This window comes from Streptomyces sp. NPDC029044 (assembly GCF_040637495.1).
Classification (GTDB): domain Bacteria; phylum Actinomycetota; class Actinomycetes; order Streptomycetales; family Streptomycetaceae; genus Streptomyces.
On record NZ_JBEZWN010000010.1, the window covers coordinates 114,072 to 133,020 of the forward strand.

Genomic DNA, 18,949 nt, shown 5'->3' on the forward strand with positions numbered 1-18,949 from the left:
GCCGCGAGATTCGTGGTCATGCCCGGCTCACCCCCAGGTCCCGGACGGCTGGTAGCCGTGTGCCATCAGTTCCTCCAGGCAGGCTATGGGGGCGTGCGGCACGATCCGGCCGTCGGGGGTCTCCGCGAACACCTCGCTGGACAGCACCCGTCCGTCGACGCCGTTGACCTCGCGGACGGAGGTCACCATGCGCTGGAGACGGCCGCCGTTGCCGAAGTTGTTGCGCCGCTGGATGAAGACGACGAAGTTGACCGCGCCCGCGATCAGCATCTGGCTGGCCTCGATGGGCAGCCGCTCGGTCGCCTGTAGCGCGTAGGTGGAGATGCGGTTGAACACCTCGTGCGAGCTGTTGGCGTGGATCGTGGACAGCGAGCCGTCGTTGCCCTGCGACATCGCGTTCAGCATGGTGACGATCTCGTCGCCGAGGACCTCACCGACGATGACGCGGGAGGGGTTCATACGCAGCGAGCGCCGCACCAGTTCCGCCATCGAAATGGTGCCCTGACCCTCGGAGTTGGGCAGGCGCTCCTCGAAGGCGACGACGTTGGGGTGCAGGTCGGGGAAGGTGTCGAGGCCGAGTTCCAGAGCCCGTTCGACGGTGATGAGGCGCTCGTGCGGCGGAATCTCGTTGGCGAGGGCACGCAGCAGCGTGGTCTTGCCGGCGTTGGTGGCGCCCGCGATCATGATGTTCTTGCGGGCGCGGACCGCGCAGGCCAGGAAGTGGGCGACCTCGGGCGACAGGGTGCCGTTGCCGACGAGGTCGGAGATGAACACCTTGCCCATGCGCGCCCGGCGGATGGACAGGGCGGGCCGCCGGGTGACGTCCATGACGGCCGACAGTCGCGAACCGTCGGGCAGACGCAGGTCGAGCTGCGGGTTGGCCGAGTCGAACGGACGCGAGGACAGACCGGAGTACGCGCCGAGCACCTGGATCAGCTCGATGAGCTCCTCGTCGGTCTCGGCGACCGGGTCGCCCTGCACCTCTCGGCCGTCGGCGTAGCCGATGAACACCTGGTCGCAGCCGTTGATGTCGATGTTCTCGACTTCGGGGTTGTCCAGCAGCGGCTGGAGCCGGCCGACGCCGAACAGCGCGGCGTGCACGGCGGCCGCGTACTGCTCCTCGGTCTCGGCGTCCAGCGGCGTACGGCCCGCGTTGATCTCGGCGCGGGCGTACTCCTCCAGGATCTGGGCTATGACGGCCCGGGCGTACTGCCGTTCGTCCTCCGTGGACATCGGAGTGACGCCCGCGGCCTGGTCCTGCCGGCGCTGCTCGGCGATGCGGTCGCCGGCGTCCTGGCGGAACCGCTTGACCAACTGGTGGTCGACAGCGGTCATGCGCCGGCCCCCGCGTGGCCATGCGTCTGGCCCGGGGCGTGCGGGGTGTGGTGGGCCTGCGGTACCTGGTTGGCCTGGGCGGAGGCGGCCCAGGCGGCGCCGTACTGCTGGTAGAGGTCGGCGGCGACCTTGCGGGCCGAGCGGATCAGCAGCGACTTGTCGAGACGGCCGCGCTTGCGGCCGGCCAGCTGGTCGGCGCCGGCCGGGTCGTCGGCGATGGTGCCGACCACGCGGGCTCCGGTCTGGGCGTGCACGAGCATGTCGTTGACCTGCGAGGCGAGCTTGCCGGCCGTGCCGGTGTCGGCGATCAGGACGACGCCGATCATCGGGGTGCCGAGGCTCGCGGCGCCGCGCGATCCGCCGTGCAACTTGCCGGCGAGGGCGGCGGCCCGGTCACGGACACGGGCGAGGGCTTCCGGCTCGGTGCGCGAGATGAGCAGCACGAGGGCGGCGTGCGGGAACAGTGCGACGGCCGGGGTGTCGCCGCTGATGCGTCCGCAGTCGGCGATGACGTCGGCGGCGGCGTGCGGGGAGTCGGCCAGGGAGTTGAAGGCGTGCCCGAGCGTCGGCCACAACCCCGCGAGTCCGGCGGCCTGTTCGGCGATGCCGAGCCCGACGAGGACCTCGAGGCCGCCGCTCAGCGGCTGGACGTGGTCCCAGAGCTGGTCGGGCACGAGGCCGCGGCGCGCGGTGGCGGCGATGGAGAGCATGCCGGTGTTGGGGTTGAGCGGTCCGCCGTGCGCGGCGGCACTGCGGTAGACGAGGTCACCGCCCGCCGGGTCCGCCTCGGCGAGCAGGACACGCCGCGGCCAGACCGCCGCGAGGGCGACGGCCGCGGTGGTGACGCCGGGGGAACCCTTGTCGGCGGCGAGAGCGATGAGCGCCATGGGGTGGGTGCCGCCTTCTAGTTGCCGGGGACGTGCACGATGGCGACTTCGTTCGCGGCCGCCGCGGAGGCGAGCGCGGCCGCGTCGGCCTGGTCGACGAGGAGGGTGAGCGACAGGTTGCCCGTGCTCACGGTGGCGTCGTCGTCCGCCGCGACGGAGTTCACGCGCGCGTTGTCGACGAGGGCGCCGCCGGCAGAGGTGCCGCTCGAACCGCTGTTGCCCTCGGAGTTGCTCGAACCGGAGCCGGCGGAGCCGACGCGGTAGGCGGAGACGATGTCGCCGGCCTTGATGTCCGCGGGGTACGTGCCCTCCTTGAGGGCGAGTCCCACGGAGGCCTTACCGGCGGGCAGGCTCGCCTTCTTGGCGAACATCTGGCCCATCACGACCGTGTCGGCGTAGATCGTGGACTTGGCCTTGAGGGTCTTGAGGGTGTCCAGCTGGGACCACTTGACGTAGTTGATGCTGTCGTCGGCGGCGACCATCACGGACGTCGCGTTGTCCTTGGTGACGACCTCTCCGGCCTGGATCTCCTTCGTCACCTTGACGACCTCGATCCGGTCACCGGCCTGGAGCACGAGCATGGTCGCACCCAGCGCACCCACCAGGATCAGCAGCACCGCGAGCGCGGCCAGTGCCGGTTTGCGCTCGCGAGGCGGGGTGGGAAGCCGGTCGCCGACCGACGGCTGAGCCGGAGCGGCAGAACGACCTGCGCCCGCCCCCGTACGCTCTTGGATCTTCACGCAACCGCTCCCCGTACACCCAAGAAGATGTCTGTCATGTGCCTTCAAATTCGGACACTTCACCCGCGTCGCCCCGCACGGAGACGCACGGAACGGGCCGGACGCACCCGCCCGACCTGGGCGAATAGCCAGCACTGGGGGTGAGTGTCAAGCCATCGCACCGTATCAGCCGCACATAAGCCCCTCAAGGCACGTCCGGCCCCACGGGCAGCAGGTTGCGGCCTGTTATCCATCTGCAACGTCACATCGCCCCGCCCGCCCCGGGACCAGCCCCGAACGACCACACCCCCTGTGCGTCAGCGAATCCGCACCGTGTCCAACAGCGGTCGCGGACGGGCCGTTTCGTCACCCGTCGGCCATGATGCCTGCACGATTCACTCACGAAGTGGGGTGGAGGCGTGGCGCGGTCATGTGCTCATGAGGGTGAAGCCCGTGACCTCCGGACCGGCCCTGGCAGGCAGGTGCGCAGGGGGCCCGCTGCGTGGCCCCGCTGCGTGGCCCCGCTACAGGGCGGTGGCGCCTCTTCCCGCTTCCCGACCGACCTGTAGCACTCGCGAAGCCCCGAGTAGAGTGCCGCGCGGACAGTGATCGGACCGCGGGGGACTTACCGGTGACAGCAGTCAGGACGCAGCGCGCCTGGGCAGCACGGATACGGACAACGACCAGTGGCCGGCCCCCTGTTCTCAAGGTGCTCCTCGCGCTGTGCGCACTGCCAGCTCTCTTCGCGACCGCCACACCCGCCGACGCAGCGGACGCCCCCACCCGGGCGACGTCCACAGCTCGCGCCGCGGGCCGGGTTCCCGTCACCCAGGCCGCCTACCTCGCCGACCGTCTCCGTGAGAATCCGGTCCACGTCACCGACCAACTCCCCCGCGCGATACCCCGTTCCACCGCCCCCGACTTCGCGAGGCTCGCCAAGAAGACCGGTGTGCCGACCTACGTCCTGGTCCTGCCCATGCTGAGCGGCACGGACGGGGAGCGGTTGCTCGGGGCGGTGCATGACCGGCTCGGGCGTGACGGGCTGTACGTCCTGATCGAGGGGACGGACATCGCGCAGGCCGCGGCCTGGGGCGTACGCGCCCCCGCTGACGCCGCAGTCACCGTCGCGCAGTACGAACTACCCTACGACGCCGGTCCGTTGGCGAGCTTCGAGCGCTTCGTCGACGTCATCGCGCAGGGCGGGGAGAAGGCCGTCGCCCGTGCCGAGGCCGCTCGCGAGGCACACCGGGACGACGAGCCCGACGGGATGTACATCGGCCCGTCCGACCGCCGCAACCAGTCGTTCCTCACGGGGATCCTGCTCACCGGCGTACCGCTGTCGATTCTGCTGCTCGCGGTCTACGCGAGGCGCGGGCGTACCAAGAAGGGCGCCGCGCCCTGGATCGCACCCGCCGCAGCCCTCCTTTCCGCCGCCGCGATCGCCCTCATCGCCCCCGTCGTCTTCGACCAGACCAAGTCGAGCGCGGCTCCACCGCCCACCCCCGCCGACCTGTCCGCCCGCGTGGAGCGCGTTGCGGCGGGCCTGAAGCAGGACCCCGTCTACGCCGACCCGGAGAGCCCCGGCGTCCCCGACGCCCGTCAACTGGCCCGGTTGCGCGAGCGGATCCGGGACTTCCGGCGCGATGAGGGCGGCGGTCCCGTGTTCGTCGCCCTGGTACCTCAGATTCCGGACAGCGAATCGGCCGGTGACACGTTCCTGTTCGCCGCGGCGGTGCATGCCAAGGTGCGCGAGGACGGCGTGTACGTCGTCGCCGATCCGAACGACGGCACGATCGACGTCCTCAACTACGGGCTGCGGCTGGACCTCTACCACCTGTCCTCCGAGCTGCCGGACTCCCTCGCCCTGGGGGACAGCAGGGCGGACGAGGCCGACGACCACCTCCTCGGCAAGCGTCTCGACGGGGTGATGACCTTCCTCGACGAAAGTCCGCGCACCGACCGGCCGCAGTTCGAGCCCGCCCCGGCCGCCGCCCCGAGGGCCGGCGAGGAGAGCACCCTCCCACCCCTGTACGCCACCGACTTCTGGCCCGGCCTGTTCATCGGCGCCTTCGGGGCGCTCCTGCTGACGGGCTGCGCGGCCGGGGCGGCCTGGATCGTCCGGAACCTGCTGGGCCGGTACTCGCCCGTGCCCGAGCCGTTCGACCGCATGCCGTTCACCGCCCCGACCAAACCGTCGACGTCCTACCTCCGGCGCACCGCGTACGCCGAACTCACGGCAGCCACAGCGGAGTTCACTGGCCAGGAGGATCGCGACCGGGCCCGGGAGCGCCTCGCCGCCGGCCTGCTCCTGGTCGGCGGCGACTCAGGCCCTGCGGACGGGCGGCCTGGCGGCGGGCGTGGCCGCGCCCTGCGATCGGTGACGGATCCCGCGACCCTGGTCGCCGTCATCGTGCTCGCCCGCGCGAGCCGGGCCGCCCTCACCGGACGGGTGTCGAAGCTGTGCTGCGGCGTCAACCCGCTGCACGGCCCCGCCGAACACCGCCACCATGTCCGCGTCACCGCCGACGGCAACCGCCGCCGCCTGCTGCCCGTCTGCGCACCCTGCCACGACACGGCCGTCGCCGAACCGGGCGGCATCCCGGACCGCTTGCTCAAGCTGCCCGACCCCGCTCTCGGCCACGCCCGCGTCCCCTACTACGACATCGCCGACAGCCCGCTGACCGCCGTACCCGACGGCATCGGCCGGCTCGTCGACAGGGTGAGCCGGACCGCAGGAGTCCACTGAGGAACCTCCGCACCGGGCCCCGCCCCCCCCCGCAGCCGTCACCCCATGATCTCCGCTCGATCCGCGACCGAGGAGCCCCCCATTGAAGCGCGCCACCCTGGCCGTCGTCTCCGTCCTGGCCCTGGCCTCCGCGCTGACCGCCTGCTCGGGCGGTGAGGACACGCCCTCCGATGCGACGGCGACGACGACGCCGAAGGCCAAGCAGATCACTCCGGAACAGCGGCTGGCGAAGGCCGTCGTGACGAAGGACGACCTGCCCGGATACAACGTGGACAAGTTGGACGCCGAGTACGCCTTCGCCACGTCCTCCGACCAGGTCACGGCCGACAAGCCCGGCTGCGCCCCACTGGCCCTCGCGATGAATCAACTCCCGCTCGGTGAGCCCCGGGCCGACCTCACGCGCAGTGCCGGGGCGGGCTACGGCAAGGAGAGCACGTACATCACGCTCGCCTCGTACGAACCGGCGGCCGAGGCCGGCTCCTTGCTGGCAGGGCTGGCAAAGGCCGTATCGGAGTGCGGCGGCGGGTTCACCGCCAAGGCGGGCAAGAACAGCACGGTCTACGACTCGGTCACCGCCGAGAAGGGCACGGCGCCCGGTGCCGTCGCCTTCCGCGCGACGACGCCGTTCCGGGGCATCACCCACACGGTGCGCACCCAGGTCGTCCGCGACGGAGACGTGCTCGCCGTCTACTTCTCGGTGAACGGCTTCGCCATCGCCGACAGCAGGAGGCCCAGCGACGCCAGGATTCCCGCGGAGGTGGTGAAGGCGCAGGAGGCCAAGCTCGCGAAGTGAGCTTGGAACGCAGGGTCAGGCCCGGGTCCCGGGGCCGGCGTCGCACGCTCGCCCGGGCGGCCCGGCCACCTCTCGCCGATCAGCCGCCCGGCGGCCGGTCCTCGCGCAGCGCGTCGAACAGGGCGCGGGCCCGCCGGTCGTCCCACTTCACCGCGCTGCCCTTGGGGGTGCGCAGATCCGGGTCGGCGACGGGCACGTTGAGCTGCCGGCCTCCGGCGCCCGAGGCCTTCCGCAGGGCCTCGAACAGCCGCATGAGATCCGGCAGTTCCGTGCCCTCGTCGACGATGAGCGTGTCGAGCCCCGCGTCGAGCGTCGGGAACGACTTCGACGGGTCGGCGAGGGTGGCCGGGGTCGCGGCCTTCCGGGCGAGGGCGGCGAGGAACCTCTGCTGGTTGCGGGTGCGGCCCAGGTCCCCCCGGGCCTCCTGCTTGCGCTGCCGTACGAAGGCCAGCGCCTCGGCGCCGTCGAGGGTCTGGCAGCCGGCGGGCAGGTTCGCTCCGGAGTCCTTGTCCCGCACGGGCCGGCCCAGGCACAGGTCGACGCCGCCGACGGCGTCCACCACCCCCACGAACCCGGCGAAGCCGATCTCCGCGTAGTGGTCCACGCGTACCCCGGTGTTGCGTTCCACGGTCCGCACCAGCAGGTCGGGGCCGCCCAGCGAGAACGCGGCGTTCAGCTTGTCCGGCGCGGCCCGGTAGCTGCGGCCGGTGCCGGGGTCGACGAAGGGCGGGAGGGTCACCCACGAGTCGCGCGGCAGGCTCACCATGGTCGTGCCGTTCGCGCCGGTGTGCAGCAGGATCACCGAGTCGGTGCGGCGGCCCTCGGCCGAGCCGGTGTTGAGGTCCTTCCTGTCCTGCTCCGACAGTCCCTCGCGGCTGTCGGAGCCGACGACCAGGTAGGTCGTACCCTCACCGGCCTGCACCCGGGCGCCGAGCCCGCCGAGGTCGACCTCCTGATTGAGCCGGGTGTCGGCCCAGACGTACGTCCCGGCGCCACCGAGCACCAGCACGGACGCCAGGACGGCGGCCGTACGCAGGTACCTCCGTCCCCTGCCCGCACGGCGCCGCGGGTTCCTGCTGCCGCGTCCGCCGCGGGGGTCCGGGCCGCCGGCGTAGCGGCCGGGGGCGGCGGGCGAGGGCATGCCGGGCAGCGGGGCGGTGCGGGTGGAGGGCGGGGGTGCTCTACGGGGCGAGGGCGGGGGTGCTCCTCGGGTCGGCGGCGCGAGGAAGGGCGCGGCCGGTTCGGGCCGCGGGCTCCACCCCGGCGGAGGGTGTCCCGGACGGTCGGTCCAGTCGCTCATCGACGCCTCGAAGGTGCTGTGGGGGGCTCTCGGGTCAGCGCATCGGCACACTCCTATACGGAACGGGCCCGCCGATCTGTTCAGCGGCCGTCCCGGACCGCTTCATCCGCTGCCACCGCAGCCGGCTGCCGAGCAGCAGCGCCACCAGCGACTGGATGACGACGAGATACATCAACTGCCGGTAGACGACGATCTGGAACGGCATCGACCACAGGGCCCGCACCGGCTCGCCGTCGAGTCTCAGCGCGTAGCCGGAGCACACGATCTGCACTCCCAGGAACGCGAACCAGACCGCGGCGGACTCCCACGGGTCGCGGAACAGCACGCCGTAGAGGGCGTAGACATCGATGACGGGCGCCAGCAGCGGCAACGCGACCTGGAACAGGGCGAGATAGGTCAGCCCGCGCCGCCCGAACCGTCCGGCCGGTCCGGTGCCGAACACGGCTCCGCGATGCTTCCACATCGCCTGGAGCGTGCCGTAGCACCACCGGTACCGCTGCCGCCACAACTGCCGCAGACTGGTGGGTACTTCGGTCCAGGCGACGGCGGACTCCTCGTACAGCACCCGCCAGCCGGCCCGCCACAGGGCCATCGTCAGGTCGGTGTCCTCGGCGAGGGTGTCCTCGCTGACCCCGCCGACCCCGATCACGGCGTCCCGCCGGAACGCCCCGATGGCACCCGGCACGGTCGGCATGCACTCCAGCACCTCGAACATGCGCCGGTCGAGGTTGAATCCGAAGACGTACTCCAGGTGCTGCCACCTGGCCAGCAGGCTGCGCCGGTTGCCGACCTTGGTGTTGCCGCTGACGGCACCGACGGCCGGGTGCGCGAGCGGCTGCACGATCCGCTCGACGGCGTCGGGCTCGAAGACGGTGTCCGCGTCGACCATCACGACGATGTCATAACGGGCGTGCGCGAGGCCGCGGTTGAGAGCGGCGGCCTTACCCGCGTTGGCCTGCCGTACGACCTCCACCCGCGCGTCACCCATGTTCGCGGCGATGTCGGCGGTGCGGTCGGTGGACCCGTCGTCGATGACGACGACCTGGAGCTGGTGGTGGGTGGAGTCGAGCAGCGACCGCAGGGTCGCCCCGATCCCGGCCTCCTCGTTGTACGCCGGGACCAGCACGGTCACGGGCTCCGACGTCTCCCGCATCCAGGGCGCACCGGTCCGGAACCGTTCCAGCCGCCGCACATGGGCGCGTGCGTAGAGGGCGAGCAGCAACAGCCGCAGCACGCCGAGTCCGCCGGCGACGCCGAGGATCCAGATCATGGCGGTGGAGAAGACCTGCCCGAGGCCGGTGACCCGGATCAGCCCCCGCCCGAGCCATCGCTCCAGGAGGGACGGGGAGGCGTACGGCACGAGCCCGAGCCCGTCGGACACGGTGGTGAACCGCTCGACGGCCCGGTTCTTCAGAAGCCTGCGCGCCTCCTGATAGGCACTCTCCGTCTGGCTGAGCTGCCGGACGATCCCCTGGGCCGGCCGGCGCGACCCCTTGTCGGCGGCGACCAGCACGTACCCGTACCCGGCGGCCCGCCGCGCCGCCTGCCACTCGCGTCCGCAGAGGGTGTCGGGGCTGGTGGTGCGGGGCATCCGCAGCAGGTTCGTCCGCTGTCCGGTGGCCCCGGCGAGGGCGCTCTGGGTCAGCTCCAGCTCGGCCCGGAAACGGGGCGCGGAGGACTCCCCGAGGACGGCCCCGGTGTACGTGTTGGACCCGATCTCGTGCCCCTCGGCGCGGATCCGCCGTACGAGCTCCGGATGCCGGGCGGCCTGGGCGCCGTGCACGAAGAAGGTCGCCCGCGCGTTGTGCTGCCGCAGCAGGTCGAGGAGCCGGGGTGTCCAGAGGGGGTCGGGACCCCCGTCGAAGGTGAGCGCGACGGTCCGGGCGGGCATCGCCCCGGTCCGTACCCCGTCCCGGTTGATCCCGATCACGGGCCCGCCGCGGGCGACGGCGTCGGGCACCGGTGCCGTACAGGGCGACCGCGCCTTGGCGGCGTCGACCTCGTGCCGGGTCCAGCCTTCGAAGATCAGCAGCGCGAGGAGGAGGGGCAGGGTGAGGGCGAGCAGGAGCCAGTGGGCTCGGGGGTCGCGGGATTGTTTGTGACGGGCGCGGGCCCGGGTGTTTGCTTTGGTGTTGCCCTTGGCTTTGGCTTTGGACGCGGCGGGGGTCAGGGGGCGTCACCGCCTCCGGGCTCGGGCCATCGCCCGACTCCCCCGGCAGGCCGCCGTCTCCACGCACCGCCGAGGAACACGCTGCTGACCACAACTGCCGTATTCACGCTGATGCTGCGGGAGTTACGCATGGGGCGCGAGTGTAGTTTCGGAGGGCCGGCGGTAGGGGTGGAACAGGGAGCTTCGCAGGTCCGACGGCAGGCTCTACCGCGCATCACGCAGATCCGTATGGCTTCCCAGAGGCCTTACGGGAGAGGAAGGCAGGGATGACCCGGACGGCGGGGGCGGGCGAAGCGGCGAACGAGCAGCCGACCCGGCGGACCGGAGCGGCACGCATCGTGGCGGGCGTGGCAGCGGGAGGAGCGTCCCTGGTCCTGGCTCTCCTGTTGACGTCGTCGTCCCCGGAACCCTTCGGGAGGACCCCAGCCGAGGACCCCGCCTCCGAAGCCTTCATCTTCGTCTGGGCCCTGATCGCCCTCCCCGTGGCCGGCCTGCTCCACACACCACTGGCCCTGGTACGCCGGCAGCGGATCGGCATGGGCTGGACGCTGATCGCCGGGTACTGGCTCTACGTCGCGCTGATGGGGGCGCTCGCCTGGCAGGTACAGGGCTTCTTTCCGGACCACGATGCTCCCGGCAAGAACGGAGGTCTGTTCGGCGCGGCAATCCTGCTGGTGATCGGCACGCCGCTCTTCGCCGTCGGCTCGGGAGCTGTGTTCCGAGATGATCGGGACACCACCACGCCTGGCCTCCGGGATCACATCACCGTGGTCACGATCCTCTGCTGCACGCTGACCGGCCTCGTCACGGGCCTGACGTTCGGCTACAACTTCACCCTCCCCCGCAACGGCTTCCCGGCCATGTTCCTGCCGGGTGGGGCACTGTGGGGCCTCCTGGCGGGAGCGGCCCTGGGCATGCGTGCCGGTGCGCTGCTCGCGAATTCGGCGGACAGCAGGCGCAGGATGACCGGCGACGCAAAGTCCTTCGCCCGCACGTCTACGGCCATGCTGGCGTGCTGCCTGTGTGTGTCCCAACTGGGTTGGGGGCTGCCGACGTGGGCGGTGGCGGTGGTCGGAGTCCCGGCGCCGTTCGTGTTGTTCGTGATGGCGGCGCGCGATGTAGAGCGACTCGGGCGGTGGGTCCAGCTGAGGCAGATCGAGCTGCCGCGGGGGGCTCTGTACTGACGCACGTCGACTCGCATCGGAACGACCTGTACATCCTGCAATGCCCGTGTTCTCTGGGAAGTTCGCGCTGGTGAAACCGAAAACCTCACCGGTACCGTCAGCGCGCATACTGAACTTCTGTCTCTCACGGGGAGTCACTGTGAAGCGCCGCTCATTGCCCGTTGCTGCCGCGTTGACGGCAACGGCAGCACTGCTGTTGACGGCCTGCGGTAGCGGGGATGACAAATCCGGCGACAACGACAAGATCGCCGGCGCCGGTCAGGAGGCGGAGACGCCGAAGGAGTCGGCCCCCGCCTCGGGAGCACCGGCAGGGGACAAGCCAGACGGCGTGGACCTGTCCCTCACCAAGGACATGAACCTCGTCTTCGACTGGGACAAGCCGAAGGACAAGCACGAGGCCGCGGCGATGGATGACGCGGCGAACTACGTCCGGGCCATTTATCGAGGCGTCGACAAGCGCACGACCAAGGACGCCTCCCTCGTCGCGTACTCGACAGGCGACGGAACGAGCTACGCAAAGACGCAGATCAACGCCCGGCTGGACGGAGGCTGGACGGCGTACGGCACACGGCGCCATTACCAGGCCACCACTCGGTCCGCACCCAACGGCAACTCCGTGGAGGTTGCGTTCTGTGTGGATTCGAGCAGGTTCTACTCCAAGGAGATCAAGACCGGAAAGGTCCTGAAGGGCACCCCCAACATCACGGACTTCGACTACTTCAAGATCATCATGGTCAAGCTCCCCACCGGGGACGGCCTGTGGCAGGCGTCCAAGGCGTTCGTCGAGGGCAGGGCGGTGAAGTGCCAGTGAACAGGCCACGGCGTAATGCACCCTGGCCAGCCCCATACGCTACGGATCCCCCCTTCTCCTGGAAGTTCGCGCTGGTGAAACCGGAAACCTCACCGGTAGCGTCAGTGCGCCTACTGAACTTCTGTCTCTCACAGGGAGTCACTGTGACGCGCCGCTCATTGCCCGTGGCTGCCGCGCTGACGGTGACGGCGGCATTGCTGTTGACGGCCTGCAGTAGCGGGGACGACGAGTCCGGCCACAACGACAAGATCGCCGGCGCCAGCAAGGAACCGAAGACACCGAAGGAATCGGCATCCGCCTCGGGAGCACCATCAGGTGACAAGCCGGACGGCGTGGACGTGTCCCTGCCCAGCGACATGAACCTGGTCTTCGACTGGGACAAGCCGAAGGACAAGAACGAAGCGGCTGCGATGGCGGATGCGGCGAACTACCTTCGCGCGATCTATCGGGGTGTGGACAAGCGAACGGCCAAGGATGCGGCCGTGACGGCCTACGCCACCGGTGATGGGCTCCACTACGCGCAGGTACAGATCAACGAGTGGATCAAGGGTCGCTGGACCGCCACCGGAACGCTGCGCAACTACGACGCGACCACGCGCTCCGCTCCGAACGGCGAGTCCGTAGAGGTGGCGTTCTGCGCAGACTCAGGCAAGTTCTACGGCAGGGAAATCAAGACCAACAAGGTCCTCAGGACCAAGCCCAGCATTGCGGACTACGACCACTTCAAAATCGTCATGACCAAGTTCCCCACAGAGGCGGATCTGTGGCAAGCGTCCAAGGTCTTCGTCGAGACGAAGGCGGAGAAGTGTCGGTGAACCAAACGAAGGATTCCGTCCGGCGGTCCGCAACGGCTACTGATTCTCCGGGAGGGCATCGCCGCGACCGTGGCTGCTCCGGTGGGGACGTCGCGGCCGAACCGTAAGACGTTCCGCCCGGGCCGATCTGGGCTATCCCACCCTATTTTCGAGGCGGTGGGTGAACTCAAAAATGGAGCGTGCTGACCGCGTGATGTGCAATCGGAGGAGCCCATGGGAGAGCACGACCGTCTGGTAGTCGACTACAAACTTCTGGAGTCTTCGAAGGTAAACCTCAAGGATATCAAGAAAGCCCTCAAAGGGATTGACAAACACCGCAGCGACATCCATGACATCTGGGGTCACGAGAGCATCGCCGGCAAGATGGATGAGTTTGTCAGCAACTGGGATAATTATCGACGCGAGCTCCTAGAGAACGTCGAGGACTTGGGTAAGCAAGTAGACACCGCACTCACGAGCTTCGAGAAGCTGGACCTCGATCTCAAGAACGCGACCGAAAAGAAGCGCAGCCAGAACGGGGGAAATTGACCGGTGGGTACGGGCAAGGGCAGGCGCCGACCGATCGAATGGCATCCACTCGCAGAGAAAGATCCGATCCCCGGCGATCCGGAGGATATCCGTGATGAGGTTCGCAGGATGAAAGACCTCGCATCGACTCTCCGCGATCAGGCTGCCATTCTACGGAAGGCAGCCGACGGCGACGCACTACAGGGTGCATATGCCGACGAGATCCGCGAGAAATCCGGTGACCTCGAGAAACGCTTTCGCGAGACGGCAGCCCGATACGAACGCGTTGTCGGCGACCTCGGCAATTGGGCCAATGAACTGGAAGGATTCCAGAAACAGGCGGACGACACCCTGCGGGCTGCGAAGCAGGCCGATGAGGAACACGCTGGGGAGGTGAAGAAGAAGGAAGCCGAAGCGAAGACAAATGGCAAAGACGCGGCTAAGTCATCGAAAGATGCCGACCCCAACAGCCACCTGGCGCCATACCACAAGCAACTGAATCAGGTCATCTCCGACCGCGACTCTCGCGCTCAGCAATACGCCAAGAACATCGGCACTGACATCTCGGATATCATCAAAGATAGCAAATGGGAGGACTTCAAGGACTGGGTGCATGAGAATGCGAAAACGATCAAGACCGTTGTGGAAATCCTGAGTTGGGCGGCAACCATTATTGGAGTTATCGCCCTCCTCTTCACGCCCGTAGGTTGGGTGGCGACTCTCATCACGGTGGCCACCCTGAGCCTCACGGCCCTCGTCGGTGTTGGTCACACGATGCTGGCACTCTCCGGTGACGGAAACTGGACGGACGTCGCAATGGACGTCTTCGCGCTAGCAACGCTTGGATTCGGCAGCATCGCGATGAAGGGCGTAAAGGCCGCAGCGACCACACTCAAGACCGCCAGCAGGGCGGGAAGGTTTCAGAGGTACTCGAATCTGCGCAAGCTGCTTGACAAGAACATCATGCGGTACGGCACCGACTCGGCTCGCGGCGCTAAAGCAGTACGCGCGAAGGATGCCCTACGACAAATCGGGGCGAAGGAGACACGGCCCGGCACCACCCGAGTTGAGCGCCTACTTAGTGGCGAGGGGGAGGTCGCAAGCGCCAGCAAGTTCGCTAAGAGCATGCGCGCAGAATTCGGCGGGAATCCCAATGTGGCAAAGGCAGCTGAAGCAATGGACAAGGCCGCAAGGAACTTCCGCTTGAACTACGGAGCGGCCACTTTGGTAGATCTCGGCGATAAAGCCGGGGAAAAATTTGGTGGGGACGCCTACGGCGACCTCAAGGATGTTCTGACACGTGAAGTCGGGAGTCGCTGGTGAAAGGCGTTGCGTAAGGTTAGACCGCCAATATCCAAACCAATCGAAATCCAAAGCCGAGTTTACTGGAGTTGAAGATAGTGGCAACAGTTCCGGCGAAAAGCCCAGAAGAGTCTCGGGCCATGAAATTCCTGGCTGCCTTCACTCTGGCGCCGATCCTCTGTTTCGCATTCCAGGACCTCGGCAGCAAGTACGGAGGTATGGCCTGGCTCACCAAGGGCTACGCAGCGTGGCCGATGATGACTGCACCTGTCCTGATGCTGCTGCTGTTCATCACGAACCGAGAGCTGATCCGTGACCCGCGGATGGGCGCCAACTTTTCCCAAGCCATCAAGATCGTCTCCAGTCTGTTCCTGATCCCGAACGTATTCGCAGCAATTGGCTACAGCTGGCTCGCGGTGTTTTCGGTGCTCTCCTCCCTGACGATCCTGGTCGCCGACCGACAGCTCAAAAGGCAGGCCCGGTCATGAGCACGTCCGAGATGGAGCAACAGGCGCCCCACTCCGAGTTGACCGCTCCCCGAGGCTACGAGCTCGTCCTGCCACCCGGCTGGGTCCGCATCCCTTTGCGGGAGGGTACGAAGGAAGCACTGCAAAATGTCCTCTTCTCACACATGGGGGAAGTACCGGAGGGAATCCCTCGGGACGACGCGATGCGCTTCCGACTGGACATGCGTCGCCAGTTGGAGAAGCAGGCCCGTGCAGCGCGCAGAAACGGCGGTCTTGACCTCTACCTTCCAGTACTCCCTCGCGGAGGAATTTTCCTCATGGCCTCCTTCATCGTTGCAGAGATGCCTATCAGCCGCGACCATGCGGTTCCTTCGCAAGTAGTGATCGACCAATTGGTCAACGAAGGTGTCCCTGACGGAACGGCAACGTCAGTTGACGTAGCAGGGGCACCAGCCCTCCGTCGTGCGTACCGTTCCATCCCCGATGAGGAGATGCTGAAATCCACCCCCCAAGCCGTACAGCAGACTGCCCTACCGACGCGGCGGGTCGATTACGTAATTCCCGTAGTGGATGATCCGGGGCGCTGGATCAGTATCAACTTTTCCACACCGGGTGACGGCGATATCGAGAGTGAGTTCACCGGCGTGCTGGTCGAGTTGTTCGACGCAGTGGTCGGCACGTTCAAATGGAGTCACGAATGAGCTGGCTGAACGTCAAGCACGCCATGGATCTATCCCCTTGGATTCGCATCCCACTCATGTGGCCGGAACCTGGTCTTGAGGGCGTAGAGGAGGCTCAAACGCCTGAGGCGTGGGCACGCTTCTACGCCGAGGGAATCTGGTCTGATTTCGCGGCGGAGAAGCCGGATTTTGGCGAAGTCGACCTGCTGTCCAACATCCTATTGATGTACGCCATCAGGGCCCCTGCCGCCTTTCCAGACTTCGAAGTCTTCCTCCATCTCCCGCACCCGAGGGAGATACCACTCCCTGCGTATGTCGACCTGGTGGAGATCGAAGAGGGCCAAGACCGAAACGCGACACTGCGGGAGCTGACCCACGCCGATGCAAGCTACACCGTCGAGCCTCCCATCGTTGAGAATTTCAACTCCCCGCATCTCGGAGCTGGCTTGCGAGTGTTGCGCTATTACCAGGACGAGGACAGCAACGAGGTGCACGCCGGCCTCCGTTACGCCTGGCGCTATGAGCAGGGCACGGAAGCCGCTGACGTCCTGATTATCTTGGCCGATCCCGACGCCGGCCGGATCCTCCGGGCTCTCGATGACATCGACGAATTCGCAAGTACCATCCGTATTAGCCCTGATGAGGAAGCCAACACCTGGAATTCTTCATGACTCTGAGCCCTTTCCAACCTAACTTGCCAGGCGGGCGGGCAGACAGATGAAGCCCATGGGAGACGGGCTTGCGACCAAGAGAACCGTCTCCACCAGAGGGTTCGCCGCTGCACCAGTGGGGCGCGTGGTCTCCCTCATCAGCGAGGAATGTGCCTTCGTGACGCGAGAGGAGACGGAGGGCCTATTGGAAGCGGCCTGTTCTGAAGGTGGGCAGGCCACCCCCGAGCCCCATAACATCGTTGTTCTTGTCGAGAAACTCCATCGTGTCCCACACTGCGATCAGGTGACCGCCGTCCACAAAGGTGGCCTCCTCAGTGATGCGTACGGGATGAGACGTCATCTAAGGGCTATGCTCCGCCAGGAATACCCTGTCTGATCGTTTCCGGGCTGCTGACCGTGAATATGTGATGTCTAAACCTGATGCCTGACATGAGCCGTCCGTCTCACAGGCCTATGGGTGTCCCCGTCGGTAGTCCGTAGGGGGAGGGTCTTCCCATGAGCCAGCCCCATGCAGCGCGAGGCGACCGCGAAACGAAGTCGTGGAGAAGTTGCGGTCCGAGACAGTGATCCTGCGTCCACGGACGCCGCACGCGTGAGCAAGAGCAGTGCACGGCCTCACATCACCATGTCTCAAATGATCCAATTTACGCCGTTCGTAGGCAAGTTCGCTCTGGCGAAACCAGCAACTTCCCCGATAGCTTCAGTGCACTCAACTGATTTCATGTCTCACGGGGAGTTCACTGTGAAGCGCCGCTCTTTGCCCGTTGCTGTCGCGCTAGCTGCGTCCATAGTCCTACTGCTCAGCGCGTGCGGCAGCAGTGACGCCGGCTCGAAGGACGAGGACAGAATCGCGGGCTCCGACACCGGATCCCAGGGAGCGACTTCGAGCCCGAGCGCCTCGGACTCCGCAGAGCGGCCCGACATCAAGCTGACCGGCGGCGTGGAAGACGCCTTCGAGAACTGGGAGACGGGCAACGCCAAGAAGGATGCGGTACTCGCGGACGCCGCCCGAGCACAGACCGCGATCAACGACGCCATCCTCAAGGGCAAGACGGACACCCCAGGCCTCACGTTCTACTACCAGGGGGAAGCCCTCACGACGTCAGTGAAGTGGGTTCAGAAGTGGGTGAACGCCGGGCTGACGTACACGGGCACCACTCGGTACTACAACCCTAAGATCGACTTGTTCAACGACACGTCGGCAGGAGTTTCCTTCTGCGCCGATGAGACCAAGGCGTACAACAAGGACCGAAAGTCAGGAAGGGTCGACAGGTCCCCGGCCTCGGACGATTCCTACGTGCTGTACAACACCCGCTTGGAGAAGACCCCACAGGGAGTGTGGCAGACGACCAGCGGGACGTCCGTGCGGGGGAGCAAGGGATGCGTTCAGTGACCAAGGTCAGTTCCGCTGCTGCAGTGGGTACGCTCGTGATCGCCTGCACACTTCTGACGTCCGGCACAGCTTTCGCCAAGGATCCCGGCGGATCTCAGTTCGACGTCTCGGGGAGTAACGAGACGGACAGTGGCCAGACTCTCGAGTCGCGCATCGTCTTCCGTGGATCTACCGGTGGCACGGGAGCGAAGGAAACCGGGCAGTTCACGCCCGTCGGCGACTGGACTCCACCGGCTTGCTGGTACGAGCCGAAGTGGACTCCCGCCGAATTCTCGAAAGAATTTCAGAAGCAATGGGACATCCCGCACGCCAGTGGCGTGGGAGAGGCATACGCCTTGTCCAAGGACTACTACATCAACGGGGAGCCATACGAGGACTTCAACAAGTCCGAAGCCGGCAAAGGTCTGTGGTGGGACGCGGTTCGGGACAAGAGCCGAGAGGAATCGGGAGACCCGGCAGCCTTTGCTTGCGACACGAAGACATTCTGGGTCGAGAATGGCGAAACCCCTACGGTGGAGAACGCCGTAACCCCGAAGATTCTCGCCGATCTCGCCTACAGCCGGATCAAAGTGCCCGACACCGAGGTAACCCTCGCCCCTGCGAACACCACCAAGGTCAACCTCCCCACTTGGGCCTGGCTCGACCGGGCCAAATTCCAGGACGTCTCAGTCACTGCGTCACTCGACGTCGGCGGTGTGAACCTCCAAGCCACAACTACCGCAAAGCCCATAGCGCTCAAGCTGGAGCCAGGGACATCGGACGCCGAGGTCTACCCCTCCTTGGGCGAGTGCACCTTCAACGACGACGGTTCAATCGGTGCACCATACGCAAAGGGAAAAGCTGACGAGACCCCGCCTTGCGGAATCAGGTACCTGCGCTCTTCCGGAGACGGCTCGTTCAAACTGCGAGCGACCATCACGTGGGAAGTGTCCTGGACTGGGACGGGCGGCGCTGGCGGGGACCTCCCCAATGGGACGTTCGGAACTGAGCAGAACGTAACTGTCCAGGAGATCCAAGCCGTCAACCGCTGAAAGCCAAGGTCCAGTAAAGTTGGACCGGGCCGGAAGGCTAAGCATGGTGGGCGATCAGGATTTCTAAGTAATCGACGAACTTCTACAACTGCGCAAGAAGGAAAAGAAGAAGAGACACTGGCCCTCCCAAGGTCCGAC

At 67.0% G+C, this 18,949-nt stretch carries 17 protein-coding genes; 12 read left to right on the plus strand and 5 right to left on the minus strand.

Features of this window, described 5'->3' with window-relative positions; translation table 11 throughout:
• Positions 1-27: 27 nt before the first annotated feature.
• Genes AB0E85_RS12060 through AB0E85_RS12070 form a run of 3 tightly spaced genes read right to left on the minus strand, consistent with a single transcriptional unit; the run spans position 28 to position 2,962 of the window.
• A complete protein-coding gene (locus tag AB0E85_RS12060; RefSeq protein WP_361925212.1) occupies positions 28-1,335 on the minus strand; it encodes an ATPase, T2SS/T4P/T4SS family in 1,308 nt (435 codons plus the stop codon).
• Entirely contained in the window at positions 1,332-2,222 is an 891-nt protein-coding gene (locus tag AB0E85_RS12065) for a hypothetical protein (protein ID WP_361925214.1), read from the minus strand. The genes AB0E85_RS12060 and AB0E85_RS12065 overlap by 4 nt, the downstream gene beginning before the upstream one ends.
• A 17-nt stretch (positions 2,223-2,239) precedes the next feature.
• Positions 2,240-2,962 (minus strand): hypothetical protein, encoded by a 723-nt coding sequence (locus AB0E85_RS12070; protein WP_361925216.1) that lies wholly within the window; start codon positions 2,960-2,962, stop codon positions 2,240-2,242.
• A gap of 610 nt (positions 2,963-3,572) precedes the next feature.
• Between AB0E85_RS12070 and AB0E85_RS12075 the strand changes: the two genes are divergently transcribed.
• Together AB0E85_RS12075 and AB0E85_RS12080 are read left to right on the plus strand one after the other, a co-directional pair.
• Positions 3,573-5,687, plus strand: coding sequence for a hypothetical protein (locus tag AB0E85_RS12075; protein ID WP_361925218.1), 2,115 nt, complete (start codon positions 3,573-3,575; stop codon positions 5,685-5,687).
• An 82-nt stretch (positions 5,688-5,769) separates the two neighbouring features.
• A complete protein-coding gene (locus AB0E85_RS12080; RefSeq protein ID WP_361925220.1) occupies positions 5,770-6,480 on the plus strand; it encodes a hypothetical protein in 711 nt (236 codons plus the stop codon).
• 79 nt (positions 6,481-6,559) lie between these two features.
• On the opposite strand, the gene AB0E85_RS12085 is transcribed toward AB0E85_RS12080, so the two are convergent.
• Both AB0E85_RS12085 and AB0E85_RS12090 read right to left on the minus strand, forming a co-directional pair.
• Positions 6,560-7,621 (minus strand): LCP family protein, encoded by a 1,062-nt coding sequence (locus AB0E85_RS12085; RefSeq protein ID WP_361925222.1) that lies wholly within the window; start codon positions 7,619-7,621, stop codon positions 6,560-6,562.
• Between the two features lie 193 nt (positions 7,622-7,814).
• A complete protein-coding gene (locus AB0E85_RS12090; RefSeq protein WP_361925224.1) occupies positions 7,815-9,740 on the minus strand; it encodes a glycosyltransferase in 1,926 nt (641 codons plus the stop codon).
• 476 nt (positions 9,741-10,216) lie between these two features.
• Between AB0E85_RS12090 and AB0E85_RS12095 the strand changes: the two genes are divergently transcribed.
• The 10 genes from AB0E85_RS12095 (at position 10,217) to AB0E85_RS12140 (ending at position 18,811) form a co-directional block, all read left to right on the plus strand.
• Positions 10,217-11,134 (plus strand): hypothetical protein, encoded by a 918-nt coding sequence (locus tag AB0E85_RS12095; RefSeq protein WP_361925226.1) that lies wholly within the window; start codon positions 10,217-10,219, stop codon positions 11,132-11,134.
• Between the two features lie 139 nt (positions 11,135-11,273).
• Positions 11,274-11,945 carry a hypothetical protein gene (locus tag AB0E85_RS12100; RefSeq protein WP_361925228.1) on the plus strand — a complete coding sequence of 224 codons (672 nt, stop codon included), beginning with the start codon at positions 11,274-11,276 and terminating at the stop codon, positions 11,943-11,945.
• A 143-nt stretch (positions 11,946-12,088) separates the two neighbouring features.
• Positions 12,089-12,760, plus strand: coding sequence for a hypothetical protein (locus AB0E85_RS12105; protein WP_361925230.1), 672 nt, complete (start codon positions 12,089-12,091; stop codon positions 12,758-12,760).
• A gap of 213 nt (positions 12,761-12,973) precedes the next feature.
• The gene (locus AB0E85_RS12110; RefSeq protein WP_361925232.1) at positions 12,974-13,288 is read left to right on the plus strand and encodes a hypothetical protein; all 315 of its coding nucleotides are present in this window, start codon (positions 12,974-12,976) and stop codon (positions 13,286-13,288) included.
• 3 nt (positions 13,289-13,291) lie between these two features.
• Positions 13,292-14,590, plus strand: a complete 1,299-nt coding sequence (locus AB0E85_RS12115) for a putative T7SS-secreted protein (RefSeq protein WP_361925234.1) — start codon at positions 13,292-13,294, stop codon at positions 14,588-14,590.
• Positions 14,591-14,709: 119 nt separating this feature from the next.
• Positions 14,710-15,057, plus strand: a complete 348-nt coding sequence (locus tag AB0E85_RS12120; RefSeq protein ID WP_361925236.1) for a hypothetical protein — start codon at positions 14,710-14,712, stop codon at positions 15,055-15,057.
• Between the two features lie 296 nt (positions 15,058-15,353).
• The gene (locus tag AB0E85_RS12125) at positions 15,354-15,737 is read left to right on the plus strand and encodes a hypothetical protein (RefSeq protein WP_361925238.1); all 384 of its coding nucleotides are present in this window, start codon (positions 15,354-15,356) and stop codon (positions 15,735-15,737) included.
• Positions 15,734-16,387 carry a hypothetical protein gene (locus AB0E85_RS12130; protein WP_361925240.1) on the plus strand — a complete coding sequence of 218 codons (654 nt, stop codon included), beginning with the start codon at positions 15,734-15,736 and terminating at the stop codon, positions 16,385-16,387. The genes AB0E85_RS12125 and AB0E85_RS12130 overlap by 4 nt, the downstream gene beginning before the upstream one ends.
• 721 nt (positions 16,388-17,108) lie before the next feature.
• Entirely contained in the window at positions 17,109-17,780 is a 672-nt protein-coding gene (locus tag AB0E85_RS12135) for a hypothetical protein (protein ID WP_361925242.1), read from the plus strand.
• Positions 17,777-18,811: a hypothetical protein gene (locus AB0E85_RS12140; RefSeq protein WP_361925244.1), complete on the plus strand. Its 1,035-nt coding sequence runs from the start codon at positions 17,777-17,779 to the stop codon at positions 18,809-18,811. The genes AB0E85_RS12135 and AB0E85_RS12140 overlap by 4 nt, the downstream gene beginning before the upstream one ends.
• The last annotated feature ends 138 nt before the right edge of the window (positions 18,812-18,949 follow it).